18 protein-coding genes are annotated in these 17,637 nt (G+C 67.2%); 10 read left to right on the top strand and 8 right to left on the bottom strand.

Features of this window, described 5'->3' with window-relative positions; all coding sequences use genetic code 11:
• Positions 1-13: 13 nt before the first annotated feature.
• From J5Y06_RS23330 to J5Y06_RS15910, 10 genes are all read left to right on the top strand, one after another.
• Positions 14-142, top strand: coding sequence for a DUF7697 family protein (locus tag J5Y06_RS23330; protein WP_280819058.1), 129 nt, complete (start codon positions 14-16; stop codon positions 140-142).
• Positions 135-2,552 carry a phage tail tape measure C-terminal domain-containing protein gene (locus J5Y06_RS15950; RefSeq protein ID WP_209336184.1) on the top strand — a complete coding sequence of 806 codons (2,418 nt, stop codon included), beginning with the start codon at positions 135-137 and terminating at the stop codon, positions 2,550-2,552. Before J5Y06_RS23330 ends, J5Y06_RS15950 begins: the two co-directional genes overlap by 8 nt.
• Positions 2,552-3,178: a DUF2460 domain-containing protein gene (locus tag J5Y06_RS15945; protein ID WP_209336183.1), complete on the top strand. Its 627-nt coding sequence runs from the start codon at positions 2,552-2,554 to the stop codon at positions 3,176-3,178. Before J5Y06_RS15950 ends, J5Y06_RS15945 begins: the two co-directional genes overlap by 1 nt.
• A complete protein-coding gene (locus J5Y06_RS15940; protein ID WP_209336182.1) occupies positions 3,175-4,059 on the top strand; it encodes a DUF2163 domain-containing protein in 885 nt (294 codons plus the stop codon). The genes J5Y06_RS15945 and J5Y06_RS15940 overlap by 4 nt, the downstream gene beginning before the upstream one ends.
• Positions 4,056-4,502, top strand: coding sequence for an NlpC/P60 family protein (locus J5Y06_RS15935; protein WP_209336181.1), 447 nt, complete (start codon positions 4,056-4,058; stop codon positions 4,500-4,502). Before J5Y06_RS15940 ends, J5Y06_RS15935 begins: the two co-directional genes overlap by 4 nt.
• A gap of 9 nt (positions 4,503-4,511) precedes the next feature.
• A complete protein-coding gene (locus J5Y06_RS15930) occupies positions 4,512-8,477 on the top strand; it encodes a baseplate multidomain protein megatron (RefSeq protein ID WP_209336180.1) in 3,966 nt (1,321 codons plus the stop codon).
• Positions 8,478-8,484: 7 nt separating this feature from the next.
• A complete protein-coding gene (locus J5Y06_RS15925; RefSeq protein ID WP_209336179.1) occupies positions 8,485-9,561 on the top strand; it encodes a DUF2793 domain-containing protein in 1,077 nt (358 codons plus the stop codon).
• Positions 9,562-9,578: 17 nt separating this feature from the next.
• Positions 9,579-9,872, top strand: a complete 294-nt coding sequence (locus J5Y06_RS15920; RefSeq protein ID WP_245247954.1) for a DUF6127 family protein — start codon at positions 9,579-9,581, stop codon at positions 9,870-9,872.
• Positions 9,873-9,953: 81 nt separating this feature from the next.
• Positions 9,954-10,688 (top strand): glycoside hydrolase family 108 protein, encoded by a 735-nt coding sequence (locus tag J5Y06_RS15915; RefSeq protein ID WP_209336178.1) that lies wholly within the window; start codon positions 9,954-9,956, stop codon positions 10,686-10,688.
• Entirely contained in the window at positions 10,681-11,187 is a 507-nt protein-coding gene (locus tag J5Y06_RS15910; RefSeq protein WP_209336177.1) for a 3TM-type holin, read from the top strand. Before J5Y06_RS15915 ends, J5Y06_RS15910 begins: the two co-directional genes overlap by 8 nt.
• Positions 11,188-11,225: 38 nt before the next feature.
• Here the strand turns inward: J5Y06_RS15910 and J5Y06_RS15905 are convergent, their stop codons facing one another.
• The 8 genes from J5Y06_RS15905 to J5Y06_RS15870 all read right to left on the bottom strand — a co-directional run bounded on the left by J5Y06_RS15905 (position 11,226) and on the right by J5Y06_RS15870 (position 17,581).
• On the bottom strand, positions 11,226-12,197 hold the full coding sequence (locus J5Y06_RS15905; RefSeq protein ID WP_342453441.1) for an ArsO family NAD(P)H-dependent flavin-containing monooxygenase: 972 nt from the start codon (positions 12,195-12,197) through the stop codon (positions 11,226-11,228).
• Positions 12,198-12,288: 91 nt separating this feature from the next.
• The gene (gene arsH / locus J5Y06_RS15900; RefSeq protein WP_209336176.1) at positions 12,289-13,044 is read right to left on the bottom strand and encodes an arsenical resistance protein ArsH; all 756 of its coding nucleotides are present in this window, start codon (positions 13,042-13,044) and stop codon (positions 12,289-12,291) included.
• 10 nt (positions 13,045-13,054) lie between these two features.
• A complete protein-coding gene (gene arsB, locus J5Y06_RS15895; protein WP_209336175.1) occupies positions 13,055-14,149 on the bottom strand; it encodes an ACR3 family arsenite efflux transporter in 1,095 nt (364 codons plus the stop codon).
• Between the two features lie 13 nt (positions 14,150-14,162).
• The gene (arsC, locus tag J5Y06_RS15890; protein ID WP_209336174.1) at positions 14,163-14,597 is read right to left on the bottom strand and encodes an arsenate reductase (glutaredoxin); all 435 of its coding nucleotides are present in this window, start codon (positions 14,595-14,597) and stop codon (positions 14,163-14,165) included.
• Positions 14,594-14,956, bottom strand: coding sequence for an ArsR/SmtB family transcription factor (locus J5Y06_RS15885; RefSeq protein WP_209336173.1), 363 nt, complete (start codon positions 14,954-14,956; stop codon positions 14,594-14,596). Before J5Y06_RS15885 ends, arsC begins: the two co-directional genes overlap by 4 nt.
• 114 nt (positions 14,957-15,070) lie before the next feature.
• A complete protein-coding gene (gene copM, locus J5Y06_RS15880; RefSeq protein WP_245247952.1) occupies positions 15,071-16,495 on the bottom strand; it encodes a CopM family metallochaperone in 1,425 nt (474 codons plus the stop codon).
• Positions 16,496-16,611: 116 nt separating this feature from the next.
• Positions 16,612-17,022 (bottom strand): hypothetical protein, encoded by a 411-nt coding sequence (locus J5Y06_RS15875; protein ID WP_209336172.1) that lies wholly within the window; start codon positions 17,020-17,022, stop codon positions 16,612-16,614.
• Positions 17,023-17,200: 178 nt separating this feature from the next.
• Entirely contained in the window at positions 17,201-17,581 is a 381-nt protein-coding gene (locus J5Y06_RS15870) for a DUF411 domain-containing protein (protein WP_342453440.1), read from the bottom strand.
• Positions 17,582-17,637 lie beyond the last annotated feature (56 nt).

Genomic DNA, 17,637 nt, shown 5'->3' with positions numbered 1-17,637 from the left:
GATCGGCTGGGACATGTCGTCCGCGCTGGCGCTCGGCGACGCGCTCGGCGTGCCACCGCTTGCCATTGCCGAACTGCTGCCTGTCATCGAGGCGGTGATGGTGGTCAAGCTCAACGAACAAGTGGAACGTCCCAATGGCTGAGAAGCGTGTCTCCGTCCGGCTCGCCGCAGTCGGCGGGCGGCAAGTGCGCGCCGAGCTGGAAGGCGTGGGCGAAGCCGGATCGCGCGGCTTCGGGCGGCTCAGCCGTGAGATGGAAGCGGCGAACGCCCGGCTCGCGGCGTTTTCCCGCCGTGTGGCTGTAGCGGCTGCCGCAGCCGTGGCCGCCGCTACAGCCGCTGGCGTGGCAATGATCCGGTCTGGTCTCCAGACGGTCGATGCGCAGGCGAAGCTCGCGCAGTCGCTCGGCACCACCGTCGCTTCGATCCAGACGCTGGAGCGCGCGGGCGAGCTGGCAGGCGTCTCGATGTCCGGCATCGAACAGGCCACGAAGGATCTGACGCGGCGTCTCAGCCAGGCGGCCGCCGGAACCGGCCCGGCTGCCGACGCACTGGACCGTCTTGGGCTCTCGGCCGGCGAGCTGATCGCCCTGCCGCTGGATCAGCGCGTCGGCGCGATCAACGCCGCCATCGAGCAGTTCGTCCCCGCTGCCGAGCGTGCCGCCGTGGCTGGTCAGCTCTTCGGCGAGGAAGGCTCCATCGCCATGAGCCGGATCGACACCGCAACGCTGCGCCAGGCCACGGAGGACGTGCTCGCTTTCGGGGTCGTGGTCTCGGAGCAGGATGCGGACCAGATCGAGCGGACGAACGACGCGATTTCACGGCTCGGGCTGATCTGGCGCGGGCTGTCAAACCAGCTGGCGGTCGCCGCGGCTCCAGCGCTGGAAGCCGTCGCCAATGCCATGGCGGCGGTCGCCAGCCGCACCGGCCCGCTCGGCATCGCGATCCGCGGTCTCTTCGACAACATCGGTCGCCTGACCACCTATGCCGCCACCTTCGCGGCGTTCCTCGCGGGACGTTGGATCGCCGGCATGGCGGCTGCGGCGCTCTCGGTCCGTGGCCTGGCCACGGCGCTGGTCGTGCTGCGGGGCGCGCTGATCCGTACCGGCATCGGCGCACTCATCGTCGGCGCGGGCGAGCTTGTCTATCAGTTCACGCGCCTCGTCTCCGGCGCGGGCGGCTTCGGCGAGGCCATGTCGCTCCTGAAGGACCTCGCCGTTGAGGTCTGGGAGCGGATCAGGATGGGCGCGGCGGCGGCTGGCGCGGCCGCCACGGCGATGTTCTTCGACCTGAAGGCCGACGCCGCGTCGGGCATGCAGAGCGCCATCGAGAGTGTCGTCGGTTTCGGGAATACGGCGGCGAACACCTTCGAAGGCGCCTACGAGGCGATCAAAGCGATCTGGGGTCTGCTGCCCGCCGCCATCGGCGATCTGGCATTCCAGGCGGCCAACAGCCTGGTCGACGGCGTCGAGGCGATGCTGAACGGCGTGGTCTCGCGCATCAACGGCTTCATCGGCGGCATCAATCAGGGGCTCGAAGCCCTCGGGTCGGAGCGCCGCATCTCGCTGGTGCCCGACCTCGACCTCGGCGAGATCGAGAACCGCTTCGAGGGCGCGGCCAGCGCTGCCACGACGGCTGCGCAGGCGGCCTTCGACCGGGCCTTCGAGGACAACCCTCTGTCCGCGCCCGATCTCGGCCTGACCGAGGCGGCCGCCCGTGCGCTCGAGTCAGCGAATGTATACCGTGGGGCCGCCCGCGATCTGGCCGAAGGGGCTCGCGCCCCGCTCGAAAGCTGGCAGGCCCTGCGCGATGCGGTGCGCGGCACCGACGAGGCGAGTGCCGCTGCGCTGACCGAGGCCACCGCAGCGGCCGAGCGGCTGGAGACCGCGCTTGGCGATGCCGGGCGCGCTGCAACAGGTGCAGGCGCGGCGGCCGGAGCCGCCGCCGCTGCAGCGGAACCCGCGACCGAGGCCGCCGTCACCGGGTGGCAGGCGGTCACGGCGGCGCTGTCGGATTACGCCAGCAAGGCGCGCGACATCGGCGGCGACATTGGCCAGAGCCTCGTCGGCGCCTTCCAGTCGGCCGAGAACGCGGTCGGTCAGTTCGTGCGGACCGGCAAGTTGAACTTCCGCGATCTCGTCACCTCGCTGCTCGCCGACCTCGCCCAGTTGGCGGCGCGGCGTTTCATCCTCGGGCCGATCGCGAATGCGCTCTCCGGCGTGCTTGGTGGCGCAGGCGGCATCTTCGCCGACATCCTGCATGCGGGCGGGATGGTCGGATCGGCCGGGCCCTCGCGCATGGTCCCGGCCATGGCCTTCGCCGCAGCGCCCCGGATGCATGGTGGCGGCATGGCGGGGCTTCGCCACGACGAAGTCCCGGCGATCCTGCAGCGGGGCGAGCGGGTGTTGTCTCGGCGTGAGGCGCAGAGCTACAGCGCAGGCGGCGGGGTCAACGTCACCATCGTGGCCCGCGACGCCGAGAGCTTCCGCCAGTCCCGCACACAGGTCGCGGCGGACATCGCCCGCGCCGTCTCGCTCGGGCGGAGGGGCATGTGATGGCGTTCCACGAGGTCCGGTTTCCCGACAACATCAGTCGCGGCGCGCGCGGCGGGCCGGAACGGCGCACGCAGATCGTCGAGCTCGCCTCGGGCGACGAGGAGCGCAACGCCAGCTGGGCCAACTCGCGCCGCCGCTACGATGTCGCTTACGGCATCCGCCGCGCGGACGATCTCGCCGCCGTCGTCGCCTTCTTCGAGGCGCGCAACGGGCGACTGCATGGCTTCCGATTCAAGGATTGGGGCGACCACAAGTCTTGTCTGCCTTCGGGCACACCAGCGCCGACCGATCAGGCGGTCGGCACCGGCGACGGCACGACGACCGCCTTCCAGCTGGTCAAGCGCTACGCCTCGGGCGCGCAATCCTGGTCGCGCGCCATCGCCAAGCCGGTGGCGGGCAGCGTGCGCATCGCGCTCGGCGGGATCGAGCTGCCCTCCGGCTGGTCGGTCGATAGTGCGACGGGCCTCGTCACCTTCAGCGCCGCGCCGGGTGCGGGCGTCGCGATCACTGCGGGCTTCGAGTTCGACGTACCGGTCCGCTTCGACACCGATGCGCTCGACGTGACGCTCGACCTCGAGCGGCTCGGCTCGATCACCTCCATTCCGCTTCTGGAACTGCGCCGATGAAGACCCTCGACCCCGCCCTGCAGGCCCATCTCGACGAGGGCACGACGACGCTCGCCTGGTGCTGGCGGATCGCGCGCGCCGACGGCACGAGTTTCGGCTTCACCGATCACGACCGGACGCTCGCCTTCGACGGCACCGACTTCGAGCCCGAGAGCGGGCTCACCGCGTCAGAGGTCCGCTCTGGCTCGGACCTGTCGGTCGACGCGCAGGACGCCGAGGGCGTGCTGACATCGGACCGGATCACCGAGACCGACATCCTCGATGGCCGCTGGGACAATGCCGAGGTCGAAGTCTGGCGCGTGAACTGGGCGGACACGGGCCAGCGCGTGCTGATGCGCCGGGGCGCCATCGGGCAGATCCGGCGCGGGCGGCTGGCCTTCGTCGCCGAGGTGCGCTCGCTCGCCCACGTCCTCGGCCAGACGGTGGGGCGTACGTTCCAGGCAACCTGTGATGCCGCGCTTGGCGATGCGCGCTGCGGCGTCGACCTCGAGGATCCCGCCTACAAGGGCACGGGCGCCGTGATCGATCTGCTGCGCGACCGGGCCTTCACCGCCTCGGGGCTCGGCGGATTCACCTCCGGCTGGTTCACCTTCGGCACGCTGGACTGGACGAGCGGCGCGAACGCGGGGCGGCGCACCGAAGTGCTCGGCCACGACGTCTCGGACGGCATCGCTGTGCTGACCCTGCTCGAGGCGCCGATGCGCGCGATCGCCGAGGGTGACGGCTTCACCATCTGCGCGGGCTGCGACAAGCGCATGGAGACCTGCGGGGCTAAGTTCGCCAACACCGCCAACTTCCGAGGCTTCCCGCATATCCCCGGCCAGGACGCGGTGCTGCGCTATGCCACGAAGGATGGCGGGCACGAGGGTGGCGTGCTGTGACGCAACCTCTCGCATTCGCCGACCCCGCGCGCGTCATCGCCATTACGCGGTCCTGGATCGGCACGCCGTACCACGACCAGGCGAGCCTGCGCGGCGTCGGCTGCGACTGCCTCGGGCTGGCCCGGGGCGTCTGGCGCGAGGTCGTCGGCCCAGAGCCATTCCCGATCCCGCCCTACAGCCGCGACTGGGGCGAGACCGGCCCGCGCGAGGTTCTGGCGGACGGCGCGCGGCGGATGATGATCGAGGTCGCGCCCGCCGAGGCTGGTCCCGGCGCGCTGGTGCTCTTCCGCATGAAGCCCCGCGCCATCGCCAAGCATGTCGGGATCCTGACCGGTCCCGCCTCCTTCCTCCACGCCTACGAGCGGCTCGGCGTGATCGAGGAACCGCTCGCCCCATCCTGGCTGCGGCGCATCGCCTTCGCTTTCCTGTTCCCGCAACGCTGAGACCTCGACATGGCAACGCTTGTCCTCGGCGCGGCCGGCGCCGCCATTGGTGGTTCGATCGGCGGCGCGATCCTCGGCGTCAGCGCCGCGACCATCGGCGGTTTCATCGGCTCCAGCATCGGCTCGGTCGTCGACAGCTGGATCATCTCGTCGCTGGCGCCGACGCAGCGCATCGAGGGCGCGCGGCTCGACACGCTGCGCATCACCTCGGCTACCGAAGGTGCTGTGATCCCGCGGCTCTATGGCCGCATGCGCATGGGCGGCAACATCATCTGGGCTACGGACTTCCGCGAGGAGACGAAGACCACCACGCAGGGCGGCGGCAAGGGCGGCGGGGGCGGCAAGGTCAAGACCACCGAGTATCTGTACTATGCGAGCTTCGCGGTCGCGCTCTGCGAGGGCCCGATCACCGGCATCGGGCGCATCTGGGCCGACGGCAAGCCGATGGACCTCTCCGGCGTCACCTGGCGCTGGTATCCGGGCGACGAGACCCAAACCGCTGATCCGTTCATCGCGTCAAGGATGGGTGCCGCCAGCACGCCCGCCTATCGCGGGACGGCCTATGTGGTCTTCGAGGAGCTGGCGCTCTCGACCTATGGCAACCGTCTGCCGCAGCTGTCCTTCGAGGTGTTCCGCCCGCTTGCCGATCCCGACACCGCCGAGGGGCTCACCCGCGCCGTCACCATGATCCCGGCCTCGGGCGAGTTCACCTACGCCACGCAGGCGATCCGAAAGACCGATGGCGGCGCGACGGTGCCCGAGAACCTGAACGCGCTCGCCGACTCCACCGACATTGTGGAGGCGCTGGACCGGCTGCAAGCGATGGCGCCCTCGGTCGAGAGTGTCAGTCTCGTCGTGGCGTGGTTCGGCGACGACCTGCGCGCGGGCTCCTGCAAGGTGCGGCCCGGCGTCGAGGTCTCGGCCAAGTCGACCACGCCCGCCAGCTGGTCGGTCAATGGCGTCAGCCGCGCCAATGCCTTCCTCGTCAGCCGCGACGATCAGGATCGGCCCGTCTATGGCGGCACGCCATTCGACTTCGCCGTGGTGCAGGCGATCCAGGAGATGAAGGCGCGCGGGCTGCGCGTGACCTTCTATCCCTTCATCCTGATGGATGTGCCGCCCGGCAACACGCTGCCGAACCCGTATTCCGACAATGCCGCGGAGACCGGACAGCCTGCCTTTCCCTGGCGGGGGCGGATCACCTGCTCGCCCGCAGCGGGGTTCGCCGGGACCGTGGAAAAGACCGCCACGGCGGCAAGCCAGGTCGCGGCGCTGTTCGGCGCGGCCACGCCCGCGAGCTTCAGCGTCTCGGGCGAGAGCGTCAACTGGACCGGGCCATCGGGCGACTGGGGCCTGCGCCGCATGGTGCTGCACTACGCCCATCTCTGCGCGGCGGCGGGCGGGGTCGATGCCTTCCTGATCGGCACCGAGATGCCGGGGCTGACGACGATCCGCTCGGGCGCCAGCAGCTATCCGGCCGTGCAGGCGTATCGGGACCTCCTTGCGGATGTGCGCTTGATCCTCGGGTCCGGCACCAAGGTCGGCTATGCGGCGGACTGGTCGGAGTATTTCGGTCACCAGCCGGGTGACGGCTCAGGCGACGTGTTCTTTCATCTCGATCCGCTCTGGGCTGATCCGGAGATCGACTTCGTCGGGATCGACAACTACATGCCGCTCTCCGACTGGCGGGACGGGTTCGAGCATCTCGATGCAGCCGAGGGCTGGCCCGCGATCTACGACCGCGCCTACCTGCAAACCAATATCGCGGGCGGCGAAGGCTTCGACTGGTTCTATGCCAGTGCGGCGGATCGCACCGGGCAGGTGCGGACCCCGATCACGGATGGCGCGGCGGCCAAGCCGTGGGTCTTTCGCTACAAGGATCTTCGCGCCTGGTGGTCGAACGCACACTACGACCGCCCGGGCGGTGTGGAGAGCGCGACGCCGACGGCGTGGGCGCCGCAGTCCAAGCCCATCTGGTTCACCGAGCTCGGCTGTCCCGCCATCGACCGGGGCACCAACCAGCCGAACGTCTTCTTCGACCCGAAGTCGTCGGAGAGCTTCACGCCGCATTTCTCGCGGGGCTGGCGCGATGACGCGATCCAGCGGGCCTATCTCGAGGCGACATATCTCTGGTGGGGCGAGGCCGCGAACAACCCGGTGTCCTCGGTCTACGGCGGCCGGATGGTGCATGTGCCCGAATGCGCCGCCTGGACATGGGACGCGCGGCCCTATCCGTTCTTTCCCGCACTGACCGACGTCTGGACGGACGGCGCGAACTGGCGGCTCGGCCACTGGCTGACCGGGCGGCTCGGCGCGGTGTCGCTGGCGGCACTGGTGCGCCATCTCTGTCTGCGGGCGGGGTTGCCCGAAGATCGCATCGACGTGACCGGCCTTTGGGGTGCCGTCGAGGGCTACGCTATCGGCGCGCTCGAGTCCCCGCGCGCCTCGATCACCACGCTGTCGCGCCACTTCGGCTTCGATGCGGTGGAGACCGAGGGGGTGATCCGCTTCGTCATGCGCGGCCGGGCCTCCGTCGCCACCCTCGGGCACAACGATCTGGTCGCCGCCCGCGAGGGCGACGTGCTGGAACTGACGCGCGGCCAGGAGACCGAACTGCCGCAGGCGCTGAAATGGCAGATCGCCCGCGCCGACGAGGACTACGACGCGGCCCTCGTCGAGGCGCGGCGCATCACGGTAGACACGACCCGGATCGCCTCAGAATCCTTCCCGATGGCGGTGCCGCCCGAGGAGGCCGAGCGCCGCTGCCGCCGCGCGCTGATGGAGGCGTGGGTGGGGCGCGAGACGGCGGCATTCCGTGTGCCGCCCTCGCGGCTCGCGCTCGATCCTGCCGACGCGATCCGGCTCGCCCATGACGGGCGGCTGGTCGACCTGCGGCTCGTCTTCATCGCCGACGCGGAGGCGCGCGGCATCGAGGCGGTCCGCCAGGACCGCGCGACTTACGACCTTCCGCCCGGCGATCCTCGCGCGGCGTCGCTGACGCGTGCCGTCGTGTTCGGCGCGCCGGATGCCGTGCTGATGGACCTGCCGCAGCTGACCGAGGACCAGCCCGCGCATCGGCCGCTGGTCGCCGCCCACGCGGTTCCCTGGCCCGGCGAGATTGCGGTGTTCCGCAGCCCGTCGACGGACGGGTTTGAGTTGCTGACCACGTTCGGCAGTCGCGCGCGGATCGGGGCTCTGGTCTCCGACTTCTTCGCGGGGCCCACCTCGCGCTTCGATCTCGGCAATGCGCTGGTGGTCGATTTGCTGACCGGCACGCTGGAAAGTGTCACCGACCTGACGCTGTTCGGCGGGGCGAACGCGCTGGCCATCGAGAGCGCGCCCGGCACCTGGGAGATCGTGCAGGCGGGCGCGGCAGAGCTTCTGGCACCGGGTCGATATCGTCTGACCCGGCTCCTGCGTGGCCAGCGCGGGACCGAGGGCACCATGGGCAACCCGGCGCCTGCTGGTGCCCGCGTCGTGGTGCTCGACGACAGCCTCGCGTCGCTGCCGATCGCCGAGGCCGACCTCGGCATCCCGTGGAACTGGCGCATCGGCCCGGCCAGCCGTCCGGTCAGCGACGAGACCTATGTGGCGCAGGCCTTCACGCCGGTGGGCGTGGGGCTGCGGCCGTTCTCCGTCGCCCATGTCGAGCAGCCGTGGCGCAAGCCCCGCACCTCCGACGATCTGACCATCCGCTGGACGCGCCGGTCCCGCGCGCTTGCAGCCGACAGCTGGGGCGGGCTTGAGGTGCCGCTCGGAGAAGAGCTCGAAGCCTATGAGGTCGAGATCCTCGACGGCGCTGCCGTGAAGCGGGTGCTGAGCGCGACCACGACCAGCGCGGTCTACGCCGCCGCCCACCAGACCGCCGACTGGGGCGCGCTGCTCGGTTCCGGCGACACGCTCGACGTCCGCATCTTCCAGCTCTCCGCCCTCGTGGGGCGGGGCGCGCCGAAAAATGTCACGCTGACCTTCTGAGGACCCCATGTCCGACGCCACGACCAATCTCCTGCTGCCTTATATGCTCGCGGCACAGGCCCAGAAGCACGTCACCCACAATGAGGCGCTGCGGCTGCTTGACGGACTCGTCCAGCTCTCCGTCCTAGACCGCGACCTGACCGCACCGCCCGGCAGTCCCGCCGATGGCGACCGCTACATCGTCGGCTCCGGCGCCACGGGCGCATGGGCTGGCTGGGACCTGAACGTCGCGATCTGGACCGACGGCGCCTGGCTGCGCCTGCCACCGCGGACGGGCTGGCGCGCGTGGGTGGAGGACGAAGGTCTCCTGCTGGTTTACGACGGGTCGAGCTGGAGTGACACGACGCCTGCGGCCTTGCAGAACTTGGCGTTAGTTGGCGTGGGCACCATCGCCGACGCCGCCAATCCGTTCTCGGCGAAGCTCAACGCGGCGCTTTGGACAGCGAAAACCATAGCCGAGGGCGGTACCGGCGACCTTTTTTACACCATGAACAAGGAGGCGGCCGGCGACGATCTCGGGCTCACGCTCCAGACCGCCTATGTCACGAAAGCACTGCTCGGGCTGTTCGGCTCGGACAAGTTCAGGCTCGCGGTCTCCGCGGACGGCAGCAGTTTCTTCGACGGGTTCATTGTCGATAATGCCAGCGGCATCGTCGACCAGCCGCGCCTGCCGCGCTTCAAGGGCTACACGAACTACGACAACTACGTCGCCGTCGACGCCTGGACGAAGATCGGCATCAACAACACCGACTACAACGACCAGGGCGCCTTCGATGCCGCCAACAACCGCTTCGTGGCGCCGGTTGGCGGCACCTACCTCTTCGGCGCGACGCTTCTCTACAAGGTGAATTCCAGCACGACGGCGCGCATGCGCGGGCGGCTGGTGTTGAACGGCTCGACCGAGGTCCGAGGGTCGTTCGGCGAAAGCTCTGGGACCCACGTCTCCGAAGCGACGGCACTCTCGCTCCAGACGATGGTGCCGCTCAGCGCCGGAGACACAGTCGAGCTGCAGGGCACCTTCCGTGTCGCCGATGGCTATTTCGCCGCCGATCACACCTCGTTCTGGGGTGCGAAGGTCGGCTGATGAGCGGGAAAGGAGAGATGATGACACCACCCCGTTCCGATCAAGGCTTCATTCGCATTCCGGAGGTCGAGTTCGAGGCGATGCTGGCGCGCGCTGCCGAGGAAGGCGCAAAACGTGCGCTCGCCGACGTGGGGCTCGAGGGCAAGGAAGCCGCCCTCGACATCCGCGACATCCGCTCGTTGCTGGAATGCATCCGGCTCGTGCGGCGGACTGCCGTGCAGACTTCGGTGCGGATGATCACCACCGGGATCATGCTGGCGCTGCTCGCGGGCATCGCGATCAAGCTCAAGATCTTCGGCGGCACTCCGTAGCCGCGCCACCAACCCGATCGACCAACCGCACCCGCCCTCGAGGCGGGTTTTTCGTATTCAGCATCAAGAGGAGAACCGTCGATGAGCACGGCCAAGTTCCGGCGCTGCCATTACGTGACCAAGACGTGGGAGGGCGGATGGTCTGACCATCCCGCCGATCCTGGTGGCAAAACAATGTATGGCGTGACCGAAGCCGTGTACCACGCCTGGCTGCGCCAGCACGGCAAGCCGGCCCGCCCGGTTCGCCAGATTACCCCGGCCGAAGCCGAGCAGATCTACTTCGAACACTACTGGGTGCCCAGCGGCGGCCCGACACTCGCTGCTGGCGTCGACCTCGCCACCTACGACGCTTCCGTGAACTCCGGCGTCTCGCGCGGCCGCAAATGGCTGCTCGATTCGATCGGCGGACCGGACCATGAGACGGTCAAGCGTATCTGCGCCACCCGGCTCAGTTTCATGCGGTCGCTGAAGATCTGGAACACCTTCGGCCGCGGCTGGGCGCGTCGTGTCGCTGATATCGAAGCCAAGGGCGTGGCCTGGGCACTGACGGCCGCGAACGACAACCGCGAACTGGTCAAGCAGCAACTTGGTGACGAGGCGGACAAGGCGCGTGCTCGGGCGCGCAACCAGACCGGGGTCGCGGCCGGCGCTGGTAGCGGCGGCGCAATCTCCATCAATCAGGGAGCGCAGCTCGGCGATTGGATTCTCGCGGGCATCGCGGTCCTCGCTGTTGCGGCGCTCGTTTTTCTCATTATTCGCGCGGTGATCAACACCCACCGCGCCACCGCCTACGCCCGGGAGGCCGCAAATGCTTAGTTCTCTTGCTCCTGTTCTTGTTAGCCTCGGTGCGCCCATTCTTGGCTCGATCTTGCGCACCAATCTCGGCGGGGTCGCTGGAGAGGCTTCCGCACAGGTCGTTGAGGCGCTCGCCCAGGCCTTTGGTGCTCAGCCCACACCGGAAGCAGTGAAAGCTGCGATCGAGGCTGATCCCAAGGCCGCCACCAAGGTGCAGGCGATCGAGCGCGAACGAAGCGCCGAGTGGGTCGCCTACCTCACCATGGCAACCTCGCAGCGCGACCACATGCTGGACCGCGAAGATCAGCGTGGCAGCGTCTTCTCCTGGGGATGGCGCCCGGCCATGTCGTGGATGTTGCTGTTCCTCTGGTCGTGGAACGGCGTGATCCTGCCGGTCGCAAACGCAACTGCCGGCACATCGATCGTGCCGATCCCATGGGAGCACCTGCTTGGCTTCGCCGGCCTCTGGCTCGCAATCTATGGCGGCGGTCACACGATCAAGTCGGTACTGGGGCGGTAGAGAGAATAACTCACACCTTGTGCCAGGCGCCCTCGCGGTCAGACTGCCGAGTTTTCGCTCGCCAGCGCGATCTTGATCCGAGGAGTCAGCTCTCGCGCCGTACGCCCGGCGCCAATCAGCGTTGCGGAGGCGGCTCCCGTCCAGTTCCCATAACCCGCCAACCACAGCCTTGGTTCTTTGACAGCGCGTTGGTCGAAGACCTCGATACGCCCGTCAGGTTCGACCGCGCCGAGGGGCCGAAGGTGCTCGGTTGCAGGACGGAACCCCGTACACCATAGAACAGCGTCGATCTTCGTCTCTGTCCCTTCTCGCCAGACCACGCCTGTCTCGGTGAAACACTCGAAGGGACGGACGGAAGTTAGCACGCCCCGATCTCTCGCCTCCTTCACAGGCGGGACCATGACGATGTCGCCGAGCGTGGTGGTTGCGGCCTGATCGAAGTCTCCGCGCACCCGCGCGCTGGCGCGCTCGAAGAGCACCCGGCCGTCTATGTCGTCAGGCAGAAGGACCGGCTCCTTGAGCGTGACCCAAATGGTCTCGGCGACCTCGCTCACTTCGGCGAGAATCTGGGCCCCGGAATTGCCGCCGCCGACGATCAGCACCCGCTTTCCGGCGAAGGGCTGCGGGTTTCGGTAGTGCGCCGAATGGAGCTGAATGCCCCGGAAGAGCCCCCGTCCAGCGTAGTCGGGAATATAGGGCGCGCCCCATGTCCCGGTGGCGCTGACGACCGCGCGTGCAGTGAGGCTGCGCTGATCCTTCAGGCGGAGACGAAGCCGTTCGCCGTCGCGCTCCACGGCACGTACTTCACACGGACGCTCGATGGGAAACCCGTAGCGACGCTCGTAGCGGGACAGGTAGTCGACCACCTCGTCCCTTGTCGGAAAGCCCTTCGTCTGGCTCGACGGCATGGGCCAGCCGGGCAGCGAGCTGTAGCCCGCAGGCGAAAACAGGCGCAGCGAGTCCCATGTATGACGCCAGGCGCCGCCGGGCCGCCCCTCCGCGTCCAGCACCACGAAATCCAGACCGGCACGGCGAAGGTAGTAGGCGACCGCGAGCCCGGCCTGTCCGCCCCGATCACCACGACATCATGATCAGGGTCGCTCATGCCGAGCGCTTCTGAGACGCTGTGGCAATCGACGAGAGGTCCGCCGCCGGGTCCAAGGCCTTTCCTGCGGTCTTCCTCTCCGAGTAGCGGTCAACAAGACGCGCTGCATGGGGGCGGGTAAGGATGGTGAAGCGGACCAGCTCCTCCATCACGTCTACGATGCGGTCGTAGTAGCTCGAGGGCTTCATCCGGCCGGATCCGTCGAACTCATCATACGCCTTGGCCACGCTCGACTGGTTGGGGATGGTGATCATCCGCATCCAGCGACCCAGAAGGCGCAGCGTGTTGACTGCGTTGAAGCTCTGCGAGCCGCCCGACACCTGCATCACCGCAAGCGTGCGCCCCTGCGTCGGGCGCATCCCACCCATGTTGAGCGGCAGGTTGTCGATCTGCGCCTTCATCAGGCCGGTGATCTGGCCGTGCCGCTCGGGGCTGCACCAGACCATGCCTTCGGACCACATCGCGTGCTCGCGCAGCTCGTGGATCGCGGTGTGGTCGTCGCCCGCGATCTGATCGGGGAACGGCATGTCCGACGGATCGAAGATGCGGACCTCCGCACCGAACAGCCGCAGCAGCCGTGCCGCCTCCTCGGTCGCCAGCCGGGAATAGGAGCGTGGCCGCAGCGATCCGTAGAGCATCAGGATGCGCGGCTTGTGGTCGTCCGGGCCAAGTTCGATTGCCAGGCGCTCCTGCACGAAGCGCCTGTCGAGAGCCGGCAGGTGATCGGGGTCAGGCAGGGTACGCAAACGCATGACCGGCCTCCTACTGCTGACTTGTCGCGGCCGCCGGCACGGCGGCAGGCGGGGAACCGCTAAACCAGCGGCGGCCGAGCCAGAGAGCGACATGCACCAGCAGGATGAGCACCGGAACCTCCACCAGCGGCCCGATTACGGCGGCGAAGGCGACCGGGGAAGCGAGTCCAAATGCGGCGATCGCGACCGCGATGGCCAGCTCGAAATTGTTGCCAGCGGCAGTGAAGGCGATCGCGGTCGTGCGCGGATAGTCCCCGGCGATCAGCTTGCCCATGGCGAAGCTGATGACGAACTGCACGACGAAGTAGATCACCAGCGGCACCGCGATCAGCAGCGCGTCGAACGGCAGAAGCAGCACGTCGCCGCCCTTCAGGCTGAACATCGCCATAATGGTGAAGAGCAGCGCGACGAGGGTGATCGGGCTGATCTTCGGCAGGAAGACGTCCTGGAACCAATCGGGACCCTTTCGCGCGATCAGGATGCGCCGGGTCAGGTATCCGGCCGCGAAGGGGATGCCGAGATAGATCAGCACCGCCTCGGTGATTGTCCAGAAGCCGACATCCACGACGCTGCCCTCCAGCCCGAAGAGTGGCGGCAGGACCGAGAGAAAGAACCAGGCGTAGGTCGAAAAAAACAGGATCTGGAAGATCGAATTGAAGGCGACGAGGCCCGCGACGTACTGATTGTCGCCCTTGGCCAACTGGTTCCAGACCAGAACCATCGCGATGCAGCGCGCCAGTCCGATCAGGATCACGCCGGTCATGTATTCGGGGTAGTCGCGCAAAAAGATCGCGGCGAGCGCGAACATCAGCACCGGGCCAATGATCCAGTTCTGGACCAGCGATAGCACGAGCACGCGCTTGTCGGCGAAGACGCGATGCAGTTCCTCGTAGCGTACCTTGGCGAGCGGCGGGTACATCATCAGGATCAGGCCGATCGCAATCGGGATGTTCGTGGAACCGACCGACATCTCGTTGAGCGCCGCGGGAAGGTTCGTAAAAGCGGTTCCGAGGAACACGCCTAGCGCCATCGCCGCGAAGATCCAGACGGTCAGATAGCGGTCAAGGAAGGACAGCCGGCGTGCCGGCGCTGTTGCGTTAGACATTGGAAGTTTCCTGTCAGGCGAGACTGTTGCCCGCGGTGTCGGTGATCTTCTCGCCATCCTCCTTGGTGAAGGCACCCTTCTGGGGCGGCAGGAGGTCGAGGACAGTCTCGGAGGGGCGGCACAGCTTGACGCCCTTCGGGCTGATCACGATGGGCCGGTTGATCAGGATCGGGTGAGCCTCGATCGCATCGAGAAGTTGCTCCTCCGTCAGACCGGGGTCGTGGAGACCGAGTTCGCCGTAGGGCGTGTCCTTCTCGCGCAGGATGTCCCGGACCGAGACGCCCATCCGCTCAACGAGCAGCAGCAGCAGCGTACGCGAGGGCGGAGTCTTGAGGTACTCGATGACGTGCGGCTCGACCCCGGCATTGCGGATCATGGCCAGCGTGTTGCGCGAAGTTCCGCACTCAGGATTATGATAGATGATGACGTCGGTGTAATTCGCGCTCATGCGCCGGCACCTTCCTTAATTGTGGCGTTGCCGGACGGATCACAGACAGCTGCGCCGACCGCGCAATCGCTGGTGTCGCCGCCACAGCAGTTTTCTGTGAGATAGGCCATCAGCCCGTTCATCGCCGCAAAGTTGGCGGTGTAGATCAAAGATCGCCCCTCACGGCGGAATGTCACCAGGCTGGCATGCTTCAGCTGGGTCAGGTGAAATGACAGGGTGGCCGAGGGCAGGTTCAGCTTCTCGCCGATATGCCCGACTGCGCGTCCTTCGCTCCCGGCCTGCACCAGCAGCCGAAAGATATCGAGCCGGGTCTCCTGCGCAAGCGCGGACAAGGCAGCGATGATATCTGTTTTTTCCATATCTCCAGAATAGTGGAGATGTTTCTGGTGTCAATGCCAGGATAGCCCTGCCGATCACCTCCAGCGGTGGCTGTGGAAGTGGCGCCGGAACTGCCTCCGGCGCCATTCACCTCCTTAGTGGTTTGATCCGCGGTAGACGATGCCGTTCGGGCGGTCGCCGACCGGGACGGTCTTGACGACGTCCTGGCTCGCCACGTCGATGATCGACACGGTATCGTCGGCAATGTTGGTCACGAACACGAATGCCCCGTCAGCCGATGACGAGACGCCGTGAGCGCCACCCCCGGTGGCGATCGTTTTCACCACTTCTCCGGTCGCCGTGTCGATCACGGACACCGTGTCGTTCGGCTCCGCGTCGGTGCCCTGGTTAGCCACATAGACGTAGGCTCCGTCGGGTGTGGCGAACATCTGGATCGGGTTCGGCCCGACGTCGATCCTGTTCGTCACCTCGCGGGATGCGGTGTCGATGACGGCCACCCGGTTCTCGTCTCGAAGAGAGACGTAGACCTGATCGCCCGAGGGCGTGAACCCGACCTGGACCGGCGCTGCGCCCACCGGCATGCGCGCAAGCTCCGTCAGGTTCTGGGTGTCGATGACGGAGACCGAGCCGTCATCGACATTGGCCACATAGAGCTCGCTCTGATCCGGGCTGAGGCGCAGTCCGTGCGGAAAGGCTCCGGTCGCGATGCGCCCGATAACCTGAGCTTTTGCGAGATCAACGACTACGATCTCGTTCCCGCCGGACAGCGAAACATAGGCACGCCCGGTGCGATCGGCGACGACATGCGCAGGATGCGCCCCGACTTCCAGAGTGGCGACAGGTTGCGATAGTTGCTGTGGGTCGAGCACCACCAGAACCCCTCCGCCCGCTTCGGCCTCGGCATGTCCATCGTCCGCCGATCCGTGAGCGTGATCGGAGGCAGGGCTCCCGACCGCGAGCAGCAGATTCCCGTCCGGCGTCAGATCGACATTGTGTGGCGATACGCCGATCTGAACGGTCTCGACAGAACCGGTGCCGAGATCAATGGAGCTGATTGAATTGCCGCCCTCGTTGGCGGAGTACACGGTTCCGTCCCTCTGGATGAAGCCGGCAGGCTCCTGGCTGGCATTCGTCTCCAGCCATGCCTGCATTTCGGCGATCTCACGCTCCTGTGCTTCGATGATCTGCGCCGCCCACTCTCTCGTTTGCGGGTCATCTCCGTATTGCTGCACGATCTTCGCCATATCGATCGCACCTTGATGGTGCGGGATCATGCCCCGGACGAAGGCGACGTCCGGGTCTCCCGCCATGACGCCCTCCATCATCGGCCCGTGCATCTCGTCCATCGCATCGACATAAGCTTTGGTGAAATTTCCCGCGTCCCTATCGGCCATCGAAGGCATCTGTCCTGAAGGAGACATGGGAGCAGGGGCCCGATCCTCCTGCGCCTGCAGCGTCTCGGGGCGGTGGGCGTCATGCTCTGCCTGCTGGGCCAGAGCAGCGCCGGAAACCCCCATCAGGAGAGTGGCGGAAAGGGCAATTATTGTTCGGTACATCATTGTGCATCCTTTGGCGCCGGAGAAACGCCTCACATCCTCGGACGTGCGCTTTCCGGCTTCATCTGATCGTCGGTTGCTGGAGCAGCCGGGAACGAACAGCTCCCGGCCGTGCTTCACTATGCAATCGTGGTCAGACGCGGTGGCCTCAGGATGCCTGAAGGATTTCGGCCCAGAACACTGTGCTGAATGCGAAGGGGCGGTTCCCCGTCCAACGCTGGCAGTGCCGGCAGTGGATCGGGAAGCAGGGCAAGAAAGGTGCAGACCTGGCCGCAATCCAGATCCGGCGCTGCTTCAGGGTGACAGCATCGTTCGTCCGCAGCCTCGCTGCGGTCGTCGGAATGCTGCGAAGAGACGTCATGCTGCGCGCTGGCAACGGCCTGATCCAGGTGCGTGGCATGCGTGCTTGAACTGGCATGTGCCGTTCCAAGGACAGCGAAAGCGCTGAAGACGAGCAGCAGCAGGCCGGTCAGGAACTGGCGCGGCCAGTCCTTTTTCGACCAGAACGCCGCAGTCGAGCTCCTGCTCATGGCGTGGCTTCCTGCGCGAGGTCAGGACGGAGGCCTGTCAGGCACCAGTCGATATCCGTTCGCCCGCCGGCATCCGGACGCAGGCAGCCGAGGCTGCTCACGGGGGCAGGTTCCGCCCCGCGGGGCCCATTCTGGATGGTACTGGTGGCAGTCCGATGGGTCATGAGCAGCGTTCTTCTCAGACCTCCTGCGCGCCGCGGAACTGCCCGAAGATTTTGTGGTCGGCGGGAGTGAACAGGAACACCTCGTACGGCTCGGCAGTCATGCCCGGGAAGTCCATGCCCGGCGAGCCCGCCGGCATTCCGGGAACTGCGAGGCCCGTGGCCGCCGGGCGCTCGGTCAGGAGACGCTGGATTGCCGCGGCTGGAACGTGGCCTTCGACGACATAGCCGTCGACTTCGGCCGTGTGGCACGAGTAGAGCGCCGGGGGCACGCCGAGCCGCTGTTTGATGGCGTCCATGTTCTGGGATTCAACGATCCGCACCGGAAATCCCGCGGCCTCGATATGCTCGGCCCACCCGGTGCAGCAGCCGCAGTTCGGGTCCTTGGTAACGGTCACGAGTGGCGAGCTTGCGGCATATCCTGTCCCCGGTACTGAAAGCAGAACAGGTATCG

The organism is Tianweitania sediminis, from assembly GCF_017813335.1.
Classification (GTDB): domain Bacteria; phylum Pseudomonadota; class Alphaproteobacteria; order Rhizobiales; family Rhizobiaceae; genus Tianweitania; species Tianweitania sediminis.
The sequence above is the reverse complement of the archived record's forward strand: the minus strand, read 5'-3'. Positions and strand labels throughout refer to the sequence as shown.